This is a genomic window from Lysobacter enzymogenes, assembly GCF_023617245.1.
Lineage (GTDB): Bacteria > Pseudomonadota > Gammaproteobacteria > Xanthomonadales > Xanthomonadaceae > Lysobacter > Lysobacter yananisis.
The window spans coordinates 3080841-3095801 of the sequence record NZ_CP067396.1 but is presented as its reverse complement, the minus strand read 5'-3'; the positions used below and the strand labels follow the sequence as shown (position 1 = coordinate 3095801).

Below are 14961 nucleotides of genomic sequence, written 5' to 3'. Positions count from 1 at the left end.
ACGTGGGTTGTGTTTCGCGACCGGTGCATTACATTGATCCGCCGGACGCGGCAGGCGCCTGCCCAGGGCCGCCCGCCGCCCGGTTCTCCTCCGTTGTTTCCACCTGGTCCCATTGCCGGAATCGCATGGACAGTGACGACGCGAAATCGGGCAAGCACCGCGCCCCGGTGCTGCAGCTGTACCGGGAGCTGTGGTCCCAGGCCAAGGGCCGCCGCGGCGCGTTGCTGAGCGCGATGGCGCTGCTGGTCGGCGCGCAGGTGGTGCTGCTGGCGGTGCCTTACCTGGTCGGCAAGGCCTTCAACATCCTGCAGGCGCGCGGCAACGCCGGCGCCGGCGAAGCGGCGCTGTGGCTGGCGGCGGTGCTCGGCGCGACCCTGGTCAGTTGGTTGATCCACGGCCCGGGCCGGATCCTCGAACGCAACGTCGCCCTGAGCGTGCGCGAGCGCGTCGCCACCGCGCTGACCGGCCGGCTGCTGGCGTTCCCGCTGTCCTGGCACGACGGCAACCACTCCGTCGCCAGCGCCCACCGCGTGCAACAAAGCAGTTCGTCGCTGGGCACCTTCGCCGAAAGCCAGTTCATCTATTTGAGCAGCGCGGTGCGGCTGATCGGCCCGATCGGCGCGCTGATCGCGATCCATCCGATGGTCGGCGCCACCGCCGCGCTCGGACTGCTGGCGATCTGCGGCGCGGTGGTCGGCTTCGACCGCGCGATCGTGCGCCTGGCGATCCAGACCAACGACGCCGAGCGCCGCTACACCGCGGTGCTCGCCGACGCGCTGGGCAACGCGACCAGCGTGCTGGCGCTGCGCCAGGCGCGGCCGTTCATCCGTTCGCTGCGGCAGTTGGTCGAGAAGGTGTTCGAACCGTTGCGGCGGATGATCGTCATCAACGAGATCAAGTGGTGCGCGGTCGACGTCGCCAGCCGCCTGCTCAGCTGCTGCCTGGTCGGGCTGTACGCGTGGCTGGTGCTGCGCGCGGCCGGCGACGGGCAGAAGCTGATGCTCGGCAGCGTCTACATGGTGTGGGAATACGCATTGCAATCCGGCGCGGTGGTCGCGGCGGTGGCGGCGAACTTCCAGACCTTCGCCACCCAGTACGCCAACTACCAGAGCGCCGACGTGATCCGCGACCACCCGGTCGACGAGAGCCTGCACGAACCGGCGCAGGCGCAGCAGTGGCAGCGCTGCGAGATCCGCGAGCTGGTGTTCCGCCACGTCGCCGGACGCGAGGCCGGGCCGACCCTGGACCGCATCCGCCTGGACCTGCAGCGCGGCAAGCGCTATGCGCTGATCGGCAGCAGCGGCTCGGGCAAGAGCACGCTGATGCGCGTGCTCGCCGGGCTGTACGTGGCCGAACGCATTGTGGTCGAGCCGGATGCGCGCAATGCCGGCCATCCCGGCGACGACGCGTCGATCCAGGCGCCGTTGAAGGCTGCGCGCTACCTGCGCGGATCGACCACGCTGATCCCGCAGGAGGCCGAGCTGTTCGAAGCCTCGCTGGCGGAGAACCTGGCGATGTGCGAATCCCTGCACGGCCAGCCCGACCCCGAGGGCTTCGACCGCGCCCTGGAACTGGCGACGGTCAAGGATTTCCTGCCCGCCGACGGCGATCCTTTGCAGGTATCGATCGCCGAACACGCCTCGAACTGGTCCGGCGGCCAGCGCGCGCGCGTGGCCCTGGCGCGCGGCATCCTGGCCGCGCGCGGCAGCTCGCTGATCCTGCTCGACGAACCCACCGCCAGCCTCGACGCGCGCACCGAGGCGGCGGTCTACGCCAACCTGTTCGCCGAATTCGCCGATGCCTGCCTGATCGCGTCGGTGCATCGGCTGGATCTGCTGCGCCACTTCGACGAAGTGCTGGTGATGGTCGACGGCAGGCTGGTCGCGCAGGGCTCGGAAGCGCAGCTGGCGCGGACGTCGGCCGATTACGCCAGCCTGCGCGCGGCCAGCCTGCGCCAGGACGAAGCGGCGGCGCTGGCCGAGGACGCGGCCGGCTGAGCGCGAGCGCCGCGCCCCGGGGCGCGGCGGCGCCAGCAGATCGATATTCGCGCATCGAACAGCGGACCGCTGCGCTTGCGCGGCCGCCGCGCGGCGCCTGCGCGTGCTGTCGTGCAGCACGCCGATCGTTCGCGTCGATCCGGATCGTCGACCGGCCCACGCCTGGAATGTGAACTCGCCCAGCAAACGCAAGCCCGCGCGCCTCGCTCGTTGACAGCGCTGTCATTGCGGGACAGCGTCGGCCCCAGCCGCGGCGCGACCGGCGCGACCGGCGTGCGCGGCGACGGCCCCGGCGGCCCGACGGCCCCGGCGGTTTCCCCACGAAGACAGCAGAGGTACGACACCATGAAGCGGCTGATGAAAGGGCTGGTCCTGTGTTTCGCCTGCGCGTTCGCCGGCAGCGCCGCGGCGCAGAGCTGGCAATTGGTCTGGAGCGACGAATTCAACGGCTCGATCGGGTCGAGCTGGGCCTTCGAGACCGGCAACGGCAGCGGCGGCTGGGGCAACAACGAACGCCAGTACTACCGGCGCGAGAACGCCGGGATCGAGAACAACGCGTTGGTGATCACCGCGCGCCGCCAGGACTTCAACGGCTTCCGCTACACCTCGGCGCGGATGAAGACCCAGGGCCTGCGCAACGTACGCTACGGCAAGATCGAGGCGCGCATGCGCCTGCCTTCGTTCATGGGCGCGTGGCCGGCGTTCTGGATGCTCGGCGCCAACCTGCCGCAGGTCGGCTGGCCGGATTCGGGCGAGATCGACATCATGGAGCACATCAACAACGAGAACCGCAGCTACGGCACCATCCACTGGCGCGACCACAACGGCAACTACGCCCAGTACGGCGGCAACACCGCGGTCAGCGTCGCCGACTGGCACGTCTATTCGGTGGAATGGGACGCCAACGCGATCCGCTGGTACGTGGACGGCAACAAGTTCCACGAAGCCAACATCCAGAACAACATCAACGGCACCGAAGAGTTCCACCGCGACTTCTTCTTGCTGCTGAACTTCGCCATCGGCGGCAACTGGCCGGGCTTCAACATCGACGAAAGCAAGCTGCCGGCGAAGATGCACGTGGACTACGTGCGCGTGTACCGCCGCCAGTAAACCGCGTCCGGGGAGGGCGCGCGCCGCCGTGCGCGGCGGCGCGCGGCTTCGGCGTCGCCGCCGCTTGCCGGCGCGACGCCGCGGCTCAGGCCAGCCGTCGCGCGACCTCGGCCAACCGTTGCAGGCCGGCCATGGTGGCGTCGTAGGCGATGCCGAAGTCGATCAGGCAGGCGATCTCGTCCACGCCGGCGGCCTGCAGCGTGCGCGCGCGGCGCACGCAGTCCTCGACCGTGCCGACGAAGCTCAGTTCGCTGTTGATGTTGGCGGCGGCGCGCAGTTGCAGGAACTTGCGCTCGCGCCGGCCCTGCAGTTCGGCGTAGCCGCGGTCCTCGCCGCGGCCGGCGTCCTGCGAGGCCTGCATGGCGATGTTGCTGTGCAGGTAGTCCATCATCGCCGGCAGCGCATGCGCGGCGACGTCCTGCGCACTGGCGCCGACGTAGGCGTGCATCATCAGGGTCAACTGCGCGCCGGGGCGCGCGCCGGCGCGGTAGCGGGCGACCTTGCGGCCGAGCACGTCCAGGCTGTAGTTGTTGCCGAAGTTGGAGGTCAGCAGGCCGAAGCCGCGCTCGCCGGCGAGCGCGCAGCCGTCCTCGCTGGACGCGGTCATCCACACCGGAATGTCCGGCCGCAACGGTCGCGGCAGGATCGCGGTCGGCGTGGCCACGCCTTCGCCGTTGGCGAATTCCACGCTTTCGCCGCGCCACAGCCGCTGCACCAGCTCGATGCTGTCGAGCATGATCGGTCCGCGCTGCGCGTAACGCTCCGGCGCGAGCACGAAGTCGTTGACGTGCCAGCCGCTGGCGATGGCGATGCCGGCCCGGCCGTTGCTGAAGTGATCGATCATCGACCAGGCCTCGGCCACTTCCAGCGGATGGTGCAGCGGCATCACCACGCTGCCGGCGCGGATCTGCAGGCGGCTGGTGATCGCGGCGATGGCCGCGGCGGTCACGCTGGGATTGCCGTAGAGCCCGCCGAAGCGCAGGAAATGCCGCTCCGGAACCCAGGCCGCATACAGGCCGTGGGCGTCGGCGAAGCGCACCGCGTCGAACAACAGGCGGTATTTGTCGGCCTGGTCCGAGTCGGCGCCGAAGAAGAACAGGCTGATCTTCATCCTTGCGGGTCGCTCGCGTTGACGGCGCCGCCGCGGCGCGGCGAGCGCGGCCGGCACCGGTGGAAGGGCAGGCACGCCGCCGCCGCGTTCAACGCAGCCTCACCACGACCTTGGCGAACAGGTCCAGCACGTAGCGCTTGGGATCGCCGGAGGCATAGTCCTGCGAACGGGTCGCGCCGACGTCGAACCCCCAACGCGGATGCGCGTTGTTGGAATACACCAGCGATTGCAGGTTGCCGCGCCGGTCGAGCCAATCCGGCAGCGCCAGTCCGGACGGATCGGGCGCCGGCCCGCGCAGCAGCGGTTCCTGGCGGCGGTTGCGGCTGTACTGGGCGATCAGGCGCAGGAAACTGCCGGCCTCGAAGTTGGCGTTGACCAGCAGCTGCGCCGAGGTCTCGCGCGCGTGCAGGTCGTGCGCGGAGGCGTTCATGTACCAGTAGCTGATCCGCGGCTGCACTTCCAGCCACGCCAGCGGACGGATCTTGCCGCTGAAGCTGGCCTGGTAGCCGCGGCCGAGGGCGTCGGCGGCGTAGTCGAGCTGGTCGCCGGCGAGGATCTCGAACGACAGCGCCGGCACGGTCTGGCTGAGGCTGCTGGAGACCTGGAAGAACCATTGGTCCATGCGGTGCAGGCGGGCGCCGTAGCCGCCGACGCGGCGGCGCTCGCCGGGGTGGTATTCGGCCACCAGTTGCAGGTCGTACGGGCCGGAAAACCACACGCCCGGCGCATAGCGGGTGAGGATGGTCTCGCCGCTGGAGACCGTCTGCGAATGCGCGGTCCACACGAACGCGCTGATGCTGCTCCACGGCCCGTCGAAGCGCCAGCGCCGGGTGACCACGCCGGTGAGCTGGGCGAAATCCGACTGCGGCATGTAGCCGGTGTCGTTGCGCCAATCCTCGCTGGCGCGTTCCAGGGTCAGCGAGGTTTCCCAGTCGCGTCCCAGCCGCGCCCAGTCCGCGAATGCATACGTGCCCTGGCTGCGCTCGCCCGGGCGCAGTACGCCCTGTTGCGGCTGCGCGGTGGTGGCCGAGAACAGCAGCATCGCCCGCGCCTTGGCGATGGCGCTGGGCTGCCACGACGCGTCGGCGCCGGCGACGGTGTTGCGGCCGGCGCCCTCGTAGTCGCGATGGCTGAGGAACTGGCCGAAACGCCAGGCGCCGCGCGCGAGGCTGGCGCGCTCCAACAACAGCAGCGAGGCCGGCTGCGCGACATAGGCGGTGCCGAACGGGCCCGGGATCGCGACCACGCCGCCGGCGCGGTCGTCGGCGACCAGGGCGGTGAAGTCGCGGCCCTGGTTGCGGTAGCTCATGCGCGCGCCCCAGCGCGGGTCGGTGATGGTGCGGGTGTACACCGCCAGCCCGCCGCCGCCGCCCTGCAGCTGCGAGCGCGTCGGAAGTTCCAGCAGGTCGGTGTCTTCGAGGAAGAAATCGCGCTTTTCAGGCAGGAACAGCGCGTACTGGGCGTTGGATTGCAACTGCGGGATGTCGAGCTCGACCTGGGAGAAATCCGGCTGGTAGGTCGCATGCACGGCGAGGTGCGCGCCGTCGCTCCACTTGAGATAACCGCCCAGTTGGGTATCGACGCCGTCGGATTGCGAGACCGCGCCGGTCTTCTGCTCGTGCCGGCGCGCGGTCAGGTGCGCGCCGGCCTCCCATTCGCCGCCGGCGCCGGGGCAGCGGGCCATGTCCAGCGGCTGGCTGGCGCTGAGGTAGCTGGTCGCGTTCTGCTTGAGCTCGCCGCTGGCCAGGATCATGCGTTCGGCGCCGGGCACGTTGCGCATCACCAGGTAGCGCCAGCCGCGCCCGTCCGAGCCGCGGTTGCGCAGTTGCGAACGCGCGATGCGCAGGTCCACGGCGTAGCCGTCGGCGTTGGCCGCGCCGCGCGCGCTGGCGTCGAAGTCGGGATGGAAGTCCTGGTTGTCGCTGATCGCCACGTAGGTGCCGTCGGCGAGGCTGCCGCTGGGATTGACCCGGAAGAAGTAGGCCGACTTGCCGTCGCCGTTGGTGTCGATGAAGACGCTGACGTAGTCCTGGTCGTCGGCGACCTGATCGCGCCGCGCCAGCGGCGCGCGCACGCCGCCGGAGCCTTGCCCGCCGGCGACCACGCGGAAGAACAGCGCCTGGTCGTCGCAGGCCACCTGCACCTGGGTGCGCAGCGGCGAGGCGACGCCGTCGCGCGGCTTGTACATCCAGAACGCATCGTGGCGCGCGGCCGCGTCCCAATCGGCGGGCGCGGGAAACGACGGCGACGACGCGTCCAGACGCCGCGCCTCGATCGCCAGCGCCGCGCAAGCGGGCGTCAGCCAGGCGGCGAAGCAGAGCAGAGCCCGGGCGGCGGCCGGGGCAGGGCGGGTTGGAATCGGCAAGGCGGCCGTCGCGCAGGCTGGAATGGAGCGGATTTGATTGGAGCGGGCTTGGTTGGAGCAGGCTAGATTGGTGCAGGCTTGATTGGCGCTGACTCGCAGGCCGCGTATGCGGGCATCGCTGGATCCGGTCGGCATTCCTCGCTTCCTGTCCGGCGTCGCCGCTGGCGCCGCCTGTAGCCTGATGTCCCGCGCCAACGCGCTTGCGGCCGAGCCCGATGCGCAGGGCCGCGAACCGGGGCGCGCGGCCGCGCCGATGGTGTCGAACGCGCCCGCGGCGGTCAAGCCGGCACCGGCGCGGCGTCCGCCGCCTGCGCTTGCATGCGCAGATACAGCTCGCGCGAACCGGCGCGGTCGATCTTGCCGTTGGCCGAATGCGCCAAGGCCGCGCACACCGCCAGCCGCGGCACCATGTAGCCGGCCAGTTCGCGCTTGCAGTGGGCGAGCGCGGCGGCGAGGTCGAACGCCGCGTCCTGCGGCACCAGCAAGGCGACCGGCGCGGTGCCGAGCGCTTCGTCGTCGACGCCGAACACCACCGCCTCGCGGATGCCGCCGAAGCGCATCAGCGCCTTCTCGATCTCGGTCGGGCTGACCCGGTAGCCGGAAATCTTCATCAACTCGTCGCGGCGGCCGACGAAGTACAGGAAGCCGTCCTCGTCGGCGCGCACGATGTCGCCCGACCACACTGCGTACTCGGGCAGGGCGCCGCGGCGCAGCGAGCGCGGCAGCGGGCGGAAGCGTTCGCGGGTCTTGGCGCGGTCGTTCCAGTAGCCCAGGGCGACCAATGCGCCGCGATGCACCAGCTCGCCGTGTTCGCCGGGGTCGCAGCGGCTGCCGTCGGGACGCAGCACCAGGATCTCGGCGTTGGGGATCGCCTTGCCGATGGAGTCGGGGCGGCGATCGATCTGCGCCGGATCGAGATAGGTGGAACGGAACGCTTCGGTCAGCCCGTACATCAGGAACGGCCGCGCCTGCGCGAACACGGTGCGCAGGTCGCGCAGCAGCGAGGCCGGCATGTGGCCGCCGGTGTTGGCGATGGTGCGCACCGTGCGCGCCTGCTCGCCCGCGTGTTCGCCCCATGGCACCGCCGCGAGTTGCGCCCACAGCGGCGGGATCGCGGTGATCAGAGTGACCCGGCTGGCCGCGCACAGCGCCGGGACGAAGCGCGCCGAGGCGTAGTTGTGCAGCACCAGCCGCGCGCCGGCGACCAGCGCGGTGCTGAGCTGGCTGAAGCCGGCATCGAAGCTCAGCGGCAGCAAGCCGAGGATGACCTCGTCGCGGTCGATGCCGAGGTAGGCCACCACCGATTGCGCGCCGGCCACCAGGTTGCGGTGCGAGAGCACCACGCCCTTGGGCAGGCCGGTGGAACCGGAGGTGTAGATCAGCAGCGCCACGTCGGCGTCGATGGGCTGCGCGGGCGGCGGCGCCGCATCGGCGGCGAGGCAGTCCTCCCAGTACAGCGTCGGCGCGGCGGCGATGGCCGGCGACGTCGGCCGCGAATCGGTCAGCAGCGTCCGCGCCCGCCCCAGCGCCTTGTGCCGGCCCAGTTCGGCCGCGCGCAGGCCGCTGGCGACCAGCGCGCTGGCGCCGCTGTCGCGCAGCACGTGCCGCACCTGCGCCGGCTTGAGCTTGGGATTGACCGGCACCGCGATGCAGCCGGCGCGCAGGATCGCCAACAGCATCGCGACCATGCGGATGGATTTGTCGTGGTACAGCGCGATCCGCTCGCCGGCCTGGAAGCCGTGGCCGCGCAGGCCCGCGGCGAGCGCGTCGACGTCGCGGGCCAACCGCGCGTAGCTGCAGGTCTCGCCGTCGTGTTCGAGCGCGATCGCATCGGGGACGTCGCGGGCCTGGCGGCGCAAGGCATCGAGCAAGGTGATCATCGGGCGGACGGTCGGGCTCGCAGTGGTGGGGGCGCGGCGCTTGCGCGCGCGGATGCACGAACGCGAAGGAGCCGCATCGAAGCCGTCGCCCGGCGGCGCTGGCGCGCCGCTGCCCGCGCCTGTCGCGGCGGCGGGCGAAGAGCGAGAATTCCGCCCGTATGCCCGACCGCGCACAGGTCCGCCGGTTGACAGCTATGTAATCGATTACATACCATAACTGAACGATTATTTCACGCAAGGTGCATCTCGTAATGGCGGATCGCGTTGATATCGATGCACTGATCGCTCGCATGACCTTGCAGGAAAAAATCGGTCAGCTCTCGGTGTTGGCCGATTCGATCCGCCCCTTCGCCTTCGACGTGAACCCCGATTCGTTCCAGTGGGGGCCGCAGCGCACCCGCGAGCTGATCCAGGCCGGCGAAGTCGGCGCGTTGTTCAACGGCGTGGGCGCGGCCGAGGGCCGCGAACTGCAGCGCATCGCGGTCGAGGAAAGCCGGCTCGGCATTCCGCTGCTGCTCGGCGCCGACGTCATCCACGGCATGCGCACGGTGTTTCCGATCCCGCTCGGCGAAGCGGCCAGCTTCGAGCCGGAACTGGCCGAACGCACCGCGCGCGCGGCGGCGATCGAAGCCACCCGCGAAGGCCTGCACTGGACCTTCGCCCCGGTGGTCGACATCGCCCGCGACCAGCGCTGGGGCCGGGTCGCCGAGACCACCGGCGAGGACACCTTCCTGGCCTGCGCCTTCGCCCGCGCCCGCGTGCGCGGCTTCCAGGGCCCGGATCTGACCGCCGACGATTCGCTGCTGGCCACGCCCAAGCACTTCGCCGCCTACGGCGCGGTCGCCGCGGGGCTGGACTACAACACCGTCGACCTCGCGCCGCAGACCTTGTTCGACGTGCACCTGCCGCCGTTCAAGGCCGCCATCGACGCCGGCGCGCTGACGGTGATGAGCTCGTTCAACGACATCAACGGCGTGCCCGCCACCGCCAACCGCGAGCTGCTGACCGGCATCCTGCGCGAGCAGTGGGGCTTCGAAGGCTTCGTGGTGTCCGACTACACCTCCGACTTCGAGCTGATCGAACACGGCTTCGCCGCCGACGAAAAGCACGCCGCCCAGCTCAGCCTCGACGCCGGCCTGGACATGAGCATGCAGAGCGGCGTGTACATGGATCACCTGCAGGCGCTGGTCGAAGAGGGCAAGGTCGCGACCGCGACGCTGGACACCGCGGTGCGGCGGATTCTTTCGGTCAAGGCGCGGATGGGGCTGTTCGACAATCCTTACCGCTCGCTGACCGCGCCGCCGCCGGGCCCGGCGCCGTACCTGGACGCGCACGACGCGCTGGCGCGCGACGCCGCGCGGCGCAGCGTGGTGATGCTCAAGAACGACGGCGAAACGCTGCCGCTGCGCAAGTCCGGCCAGCGCATCGCCCTGATCGGCCCGTTCGCGCGCGACCGCGAGAACCTGGCCGGCTGCTGGAACATCTTCGGCGACAGCAGCCGCGAGATCGATCTGGAAACCGGCCTGCGCGCGGCGCTGGCCGATCCGGCTTCGCTGCAGGTGGTGGACGGCTGCGGCATGGAAGAGGCCATCGACGGCGGCATCGAGGCCGCGCTGGCGGCCGCGCGCGGCGCCGACGCGGTGCTGCTGGCGGTCGGCGAGCCCACGCGCTACACCGGCGAGGCGCAGTCGCGCACCCAGATCGTGCTGCCGGCGGCGCAACAGGCGCTGGCCGAGGCGGTGATCGGCGCCGGCACGCCGGTGATCGTGCTGCTGCGCAACGGCCGCGCGCTGGCGCTGAGCCCGGCGCTGCAGGCGGCGCCGGCGATCCTGGTGACCTGGTTCCTCGGCACCCAGACCGGCCACGCGGTCGCGGATCTGGTGTTCGGCGACCACAGCCCCAGCGGCCGCCTGCCGATCAGCTTCCCGCACGATTCGGGCCAGCAGCCTTACTACTACAACCACACTTCCAGCGGCCGGCCGTACCAGCCCGGCACCGGGCTGGAGGCGTTCCGCACGCGCTGGCGCGAGACCGCCAACACCGCGCTGTATCCGTTCGGCCACGGCCTGGGCTACACCCGCTTCGAATACGGCGCGGTCGAACTCAGCGCCGCCGGGCTGGCGTGGGACGGCCGCCTGCAGGTGCGCGCGCGCATCGCCAACGTCGGCCAGCGCCCGGGCGAGGAAGTCGTGCAGTTGTACCTGCGCGACCGCGTCGCCAGCCGGGTGCGGCCGATCCGCGAGCTCAAGGGCTTCCAGAAGATCGCGCTGGCGCCGGGCGAGAGCCGGGTGGTGGAGTTCGTATTGACCCGCGCCGACCTGGAATTCCGCGGCGTCGACAACCGCTTGGTCGCCGAACCGGGCTGGTTCGACCTGTGGGTGGCGCCGTCGGCCGATGCCGGCGAGCCGGTCGCGTTCGAACTGCTTGCCTTCGAACGGCCGGCCTTCGAACGGCCGGCCTTCGAACGGCCGGCCGCCGACGCGGATCGAGGCTAAGCCGCGCGGATGGCGGAAATAGCGGAGACAGCGGACACGCCGGTTCGCGAAGTCGCCATCCTGTGCTCGGGCGTCGCCCTGGGCGTCTATCTGCCGGGCCTGGAAATCGCCCGCCGCTTGCGCAGCCATGGCGTGCGCGGGCGGGTGTTCGTGCTCGAAGCGTTCCAGCCCGCCGACGTCGAGGACGCGCTGATCCGCGCGCGCGAACGCCACCAGCGCGATTTCCGCGCCCTGCGCATGTCGCAGCAGCTGGTGCGCGATATTTCGCCGACGCTGGACGCCGCCGCGTTGGCCGCGCTTGCGGCGCGGCTCGACGCCGCCGGCACGACGCATCTGTTGGCGCTGTCCGGCTTCTGGTTGCCGTGGGCCGCCGCTTATGCGCGCGAACGCGCGCACTGCACGCTGGAAGCGCTGCATATCGATTCGGTGCCGTCGCCGTCGTGGCTGCCGTATGCGCAACGCCCCGAGTTCGCGCAGGCCGAGCACCGTTACTTCATCGACCGCGCCGCGCCGCGGGCGGCGTGCCGGCTGGAGATCGGCGAAGCCGCGCCGGTCGCGCACGCGCAGCGCCCGCCCGAACTGCTGTTGCACGGCGGCGGCTGGAGCGTGGGCACGTTCGCCTCGGCGGTGGACGATGTGCTCGCCGCCGGTTATCGCGCCAGCATCGTGCGCGGATCGGCCGCCGACCTGCAGCCGCGCGAAGGCGTGCGCAACCTGCTGCTGGACCCGCAGTGGCGCGCCTGGCGCGACACCGGGCCGGAGCAGCTGGGCGAGTTCCCGCGGCTGGGTTTCGCCGACGCCGACGGCGAACTGCGCTACCGCCAATCCGACGCCGTGCCGGACCTGTTCGAGATCACCCGCGCCAGCCTGGCGGTGGTGTCCAAGCCGGGCGGCTCGACCCTGATCGACTCGATGGCCGCGGCCACGCCGGTGCTGTTCCTGGCGCCGTCGGGCAAGCACGAGCAGGCCAACGCCGAGGCCTGGATCGCGCTGGGCTACGGCGCGTGGCTCGAGCAATGGCGCGAGGACGGCGCGCAGCGCGAGGCGCTGGAGCGGATGCACGCGCGCTTGTTGCGCGACCGCGCACAGGTGCCCGAGTACTGCCGGCAACTGGCCGCGGAACTGGACGCGCGTTAACCGTCGGCCGAGGGGCCATCGAGCGTGGGCCGCAAGCGCCCGTGCAAGGCTTCCAGCATCGCGATGCGCTCGACGCTGCGCTGCGCCTGCGCCGGCCAGTCCTCGTCGCGCGCGTCTCCGGCCAGATAGGCGAGCTGGTTGAGGTAGTAGTTCTGCTCGTCGAAGCTGACCCGTTCGCGTTCGCCCGAGGCATGGGCGATGTCGAGATGGATCTTGTGCCGGCCGATGCGCGCGCGGAAGAAGTCGGCGAGCACGACGCGCGCGCGTTCGAACTCGAAGGCATGCTCCGCCTGGCGCGGCAGGGCGAACTCGGCTTCCAGATCGGTCTTCATTCCATCGGGAGCGGTCAGCTCGATGCGTACGCGGGTCGGAACATCGACGGCATCGGCCTGCGCCTGTTCGATCGCGCAGGCGCCCAAGTCGATGCCGGCGACCGCCTGCGCGGCCTGCAACCAATAGACGCCGTCGTCCCACAGCACGCCGCCGCCGGGCCGCAGGCGGAAGCGGTCGCCTTCGCGCAGGCCGTGGCGCAGGCGGGTCGAATGGCGCAGCAGGCGGCCCCAGGTGCACGCGCGCACCTGTTCGGCGAGCCAGGCTTGCCAGGGGTGATGGCGGGTCATGATCGCCTCGACCAGACTCAGGCCGTGCGTCGTCGCCAGCGCGATCAGCGCCTGCAGTTCCCGCGCCGACAGCGTCGCCGGTTTCTCGACCAGCACGTGTTTGCCGGTGCGCAGCGCGGCCTCGCAGTCGCGGTAATGCTCGGTGTTGGCGGCGGGCACGTATACCCAGTCGATGTCCCGCCGCGCCAGCAGTTCTTGGTAACCCAGGCAAGCGCAAGCCAGGCCGTGCTGGCGCGCCTGCGCCTGCGCAGCGCCCGGGCGACGCGAGCCGATCGCCACCAACTCGGCGCCGGGCAGCGCCGCGACGGCGCGGAAGATCGTCAACGGCGAAATCTCCGCGGCGCCGAGCACGCCGATGCGCAGGCTCACGCCGGCGTCTTCAGCGCGGCGAGCAGGTCGCCGAGCAACGCGGTCTCGCTCGCGCGCAGCCGGTCGATCAGCCGCTCCAGCGCGTCCGGCGGCGCGCTGCGCTGCGGGCGCCGGTGCAGTTTCAGGTACTCGGCGCGCAGCCGCAGCCCCAATTCGGCGACCGCGTCGGCGCGCGCGATCCAGTCGTCCGCGCCGGCGGCGCCGGCGAGGCCGACCGCGCCGAGTTCGAGCAGTCGCCGCACCCGCCGCGCCATCAGCCGCTTGTGCTCGTACAGCAGGTGCGCGGGCAGCGGATTGCTGCGCGCCGCGCCGGCCGCGACCGCCAGCGCATAGCTGCGCAAGGCCTCGTACACGTCCACGCCGAAGCGCATGTCCACCGGCGACATCATCGTGCGGTAGCGCGCCATCGAGTTGCGCGCGCCGAGGTAGTCGGCGATGCCTTCGCCGACCGCGACCGGATCGAGCGGGTAGGGCCAGTTGCACTGCGGTTTGACCAGGAACAGGTCCGGATATTCCGGCGGCCCGCACTCGGCCAGGCCGTCCACCGCCCGGCGCAGCGCGTCGTAGCCGATCCGTGCCTGCGCGTAGCGGCCCTGCAGGTAGCCGGAGAACTCGAACGCCCGCGCTTGCTCGTCGTAGCCGTGCAGCAGCGACGGGTGCGGATAGTGCGCGCGCTGGTGCGAGTCGGTGCCCGGCACGTGGAATTCGTCCAGCGGCAGCTTGGGGTAGTGGCCGCGCGCCAGCGCGTCGCGCAGCGCCGCCACCGGGTCGCCGGTCAGCGCGGCGAAGTAGCGCCGGTCGATCTTCTGCAACGACAGCCAGGGATTGATGTGCTTCTCGATCTCCGGCACGAAGAAGTCGAAGAAGAACAGCTCGTCGGTCTCCGGCGCCGGGAACGCCGACAGTTGCAGGTAGTTGCTGCAGATCCAGTCGATCGCGCCGGGTTGCAGCTGCATCACCGACAGGTAGTAGGCGTGCTGCGGATAGCTGTCGATCGACGGCGCCGCCAGCGGCAGGCGCACCCGTTCGGGCACGGCGGCGGTTGCCGCGGCCTCGACCGCGCTCATTGCGACCACCCGCTGGCGCTGCTGTAGGCGCGCAGGGCGAACCGCCACAGCGCCACGGTCAGGCCGAGCCAGACCACCGGCGCGGCCAGCAGCCACAGGTAACCGTGCGCCGGCAGCTTGCCCAGCAATAGATAGGCCGGGTAGTTGGTGACCATGAAGATCGGCAGGGCGAAGGTGCCGAACAGCCGCACCCCGCGCGCGAACGCCGCAGCCGGCACGGTGTTGAGGTCCCACAGCGAGTGCGACAGCTGGGTCACCGCGTGGGTGGTGCCGAACCAGAACGCCAGGAACTGCGGCAGGATCATGATCGCGTAGGCCACCGACAGCGACAGCCCCAGCGCGACCAGGGTTGCGGCCACCGTCGCCGCGCTCAGCGGCACGTCCGACAACTGCGCGCCGTAGACGATCATGGCGATGCCGGCGATGGCGTTGGGCAGCAGCAGGCTGAACTCCGCGCGCGCGCACGACACCAGGAACAGGCCGGAGGCCGGCTTGACCAGCACCAGGTCGAGGTCGCCGTTGCGGATCTTGGCCGACAGTTCGAAGTTGTTGGCCATGAAGAAGCAGGTGTAGAACCCGGTCAGCAGGGTGTAGCAGCCCAGCACCACCAGCGCCTCGGACGGGCGCAGGCCGCCGAAGTCGACGTCGGCGCTGACGATCACATAGGCGTAGGCCAGCTTCGACAGCAGGAAGCCGGTCTCCATGACCAGGCCGGCGTAGAAGTTGAAGCGGTACTCCATCTGCACCATGAAGGAGTTGCGCAGCAGCACGCCGTAGATGCGCAGGTGGCGCAGCAGTTCGCCCAGCATC

General features: G+C 70.9%; 10 protein-coding genes. 4 read left to right on the top strand and 6 right to left on the bottom strand.

The window, feature by feature from the left end; translation table 11 throughout:
* Positions 1-125: 125 nt before the first annotated feature.
* Positions 126-1997 (top strand): ATP-binding cassette domain-containing protein, encoded by a 1872-nt coding sequence (locus tag JHW41_RS12895; protein ID WP_250450767.1) that lies wholly within the window; start codon positions 126-128, stop codon positions 1995-1997.
* Positions 1998-2354: 357 nt separating this feature from the next.
* Positions 2355-3107, top strand: a complete 753-nt coding sequence (locus tag JHW41_RS12890) for a glycoside hydrolase family 16 protein (RefSeq protein WP_198944520.1) — start codon at positions 2355-2357, stop codon at positions 3105-3107.
* Positions 3108-3192: 85 nt separating this feature from the next.
* Here the strand turns inward: JHW41_RS12890 and JHW41_RS12885 are convergent, their stop codons facing one another.
* From JHW41_RS12885 to JHW41_RS12875, 3 genes are all read right to left on the bottom strand, one after another.
* Positions 3193-4218 (bottom strand): MupA/Atu3671 family FMN-dependent luciferase-like monooxygenase, encoded by a 1026-nt coding sequence (locus JHW41_RS12885; protein WP_250450765.1) that lies wholly within the window; start codon positions 4216-4218, stop codon positions 3193-3195.
* A gap of 88 nt (positions 4219-4306) precedes the next feature.
* Positions 4307-6583: a hypothetical protein gene (locus JHW41_RS12880; RefSeq protein WP_250450755.1), complete on the bottom strand. Its 2277-nt coding sequence runs from the start codon at positions 6581-6583 to the stop codon at positions 4307-4309.
* Positions 6584-6861: 278 nt separating this feature from the next.
* Positions 6862-8463, bottom strand: a complete 1602-nt coding sequence (locus JHW41_RS12875) for an acyl-CoA ligase (AMP-forming), exosortase A system-associated (protein WP_250450753.1) — start codon at positions 8461-8463, stop codon at positions 6862-6864.
* 251 nt (positions 8464-8714) lie between these two features.
* Between JHW41_RS12875 and JHW41_RS12870 the strand changes: the two genes are divergently transcribed.
* Both JHW41_RS12870 and JHW41_RS12865 read left to right on the top strand, forming a co-directional pair.
* Positions 8715-10958, top strand: coding sequence for a glycoside hydrolase family 3 N-terminal domain-containing protein (locus JHW41_RS12870; protein ID WP_250450751.1), 2244 nt, complete (start codon positions 8715-8717; stop codon positions 10956-10958).
* A gap of 9 nt (positions 10959-10967) precedes the next feature.
* Positions 10968-12095: a hypothetical protein gene (locus JHW41_RS12865; RefSeq protein WP_250450750.1), complete on the top strand. Its 1128-nt coding sequence runs from the start codon at positions 10968-10970 to the stop codon at positions 12093-12095.
* On the opposite strand, the gene JHW41_RS12860 is transcribed toward JHW41_RS12865, so the two are convergent.
* The 3 genes from JHW41_RS12860 to JHW41_RS12850 are packed head-to-tail and all read right to left on the bottom strand — an operon-like array spanning position 12092 to position 14960.
* A complete protein-coding gene (locus JHW41_RS12860) occupies positions 12092-13084 on the bottom strand; it encodes a Gfo/Idh/MocA family protein (RefSeq protein ID WP_250450748.1) in 993 nt (330 codons plus the stop codon). The two genes, JHW41_RS12865 and JHW41_RS12860, sit on opposite strands and share 4 nt — an antisense overlap.
* Positions 13081-14151 carry a hypothetical protein gene (locus JHW41_RS12855; RefSeq protein WP_250450746.1) on the bottom strand — a complete coding sequence of 357 codons (1071 nt, stop codon included), beginning with the start codon at positions 14149-14151 and terminating at the stop codon, positions 13081-13083. The genes JHW41_RS12860 and JHW41_RS12855 overlap by 4 nt, the downstream gene beginning before the upstream one ends.
* Positions 14148-14960, bottom strand: coding sequence for an ABC transporter permease (locus JHW41_RS12850; RefSeq protein WP_057947609.1), 813 nt, complete (start codon positions 14958-14960; stop codon positions 14148-14150). The genes JHW41_RS12855 and JHW41_RS12850 overlap by 4 nt, the downstream gene beginning before the upstream one ends.
* Position 14961 lies beyond the last annotated feature (1 nt).

What these genes read in the sequence shown, in the direction of transcription:
- JHW41_RS12895 (WP_250450767.1), top strand. Translation starts at nt 126, where the DNA reads ATGGACAGTGACGACGCGAAATCGGGCAAGCACCGCGCCCCGGTGCTG.
- JHW41_RS12890 (WP_198944520.1), top strand. Translation starts at nt 2,355, where the DNA reads ATGAAAGGGCTGGTCCTGTGTTTCGCCTGCGCGTTCGCCGGCAGCGCC.
- JHW41_RS12885 (WP_250450765.1), bottom strand. Translation starts at nt 4,218, where the DNA reads ATGAAGATCAGCCTGTTCTTCTTCGGCGCCGACTCGGACCAGGCCGAC.
- JHW41_RS12875 (WP_250450753.1), bottom strand. Translation starts at nt 8,463, where the DNA reads ATGATCACCTTGCTCGATGCCTTGCGCCGCCAGGCCCGCGACGTCCCC.
- JHW41_RS12870 (WP_250450751.1), top strand. Translation starts at nt 8,715, where the DNA reads ATGGCGGATCGCGTTGATATCGATGCACTGATCGCTCGCATGACCTTG.
- JHW41_RS12865 (WP_250450750.1), top strand. Translation starts at nt 10,968, where the DNA reads ATGGCGGAAATAGCGGAGACAGCGGACACGCCGGTTCGCGAAGTCGCC.
- JHW41_RS12855 (WP_250450746.1), bottom strand. Translation starts at nt 14,151, where the DNA reads ATGAGCGCGGTCGAGGCCGCGGCAACCGCCGCCGTGCCCGAACGGGTG.
- JHW41_RS12850 (WP_057947609.1), bottom strand. Translation starts at nt 14,960, where the DNA reads ATGCTGGGCGAACTGCTGCGCCACCTGCGCATCTACGGCGTGCTGCTG.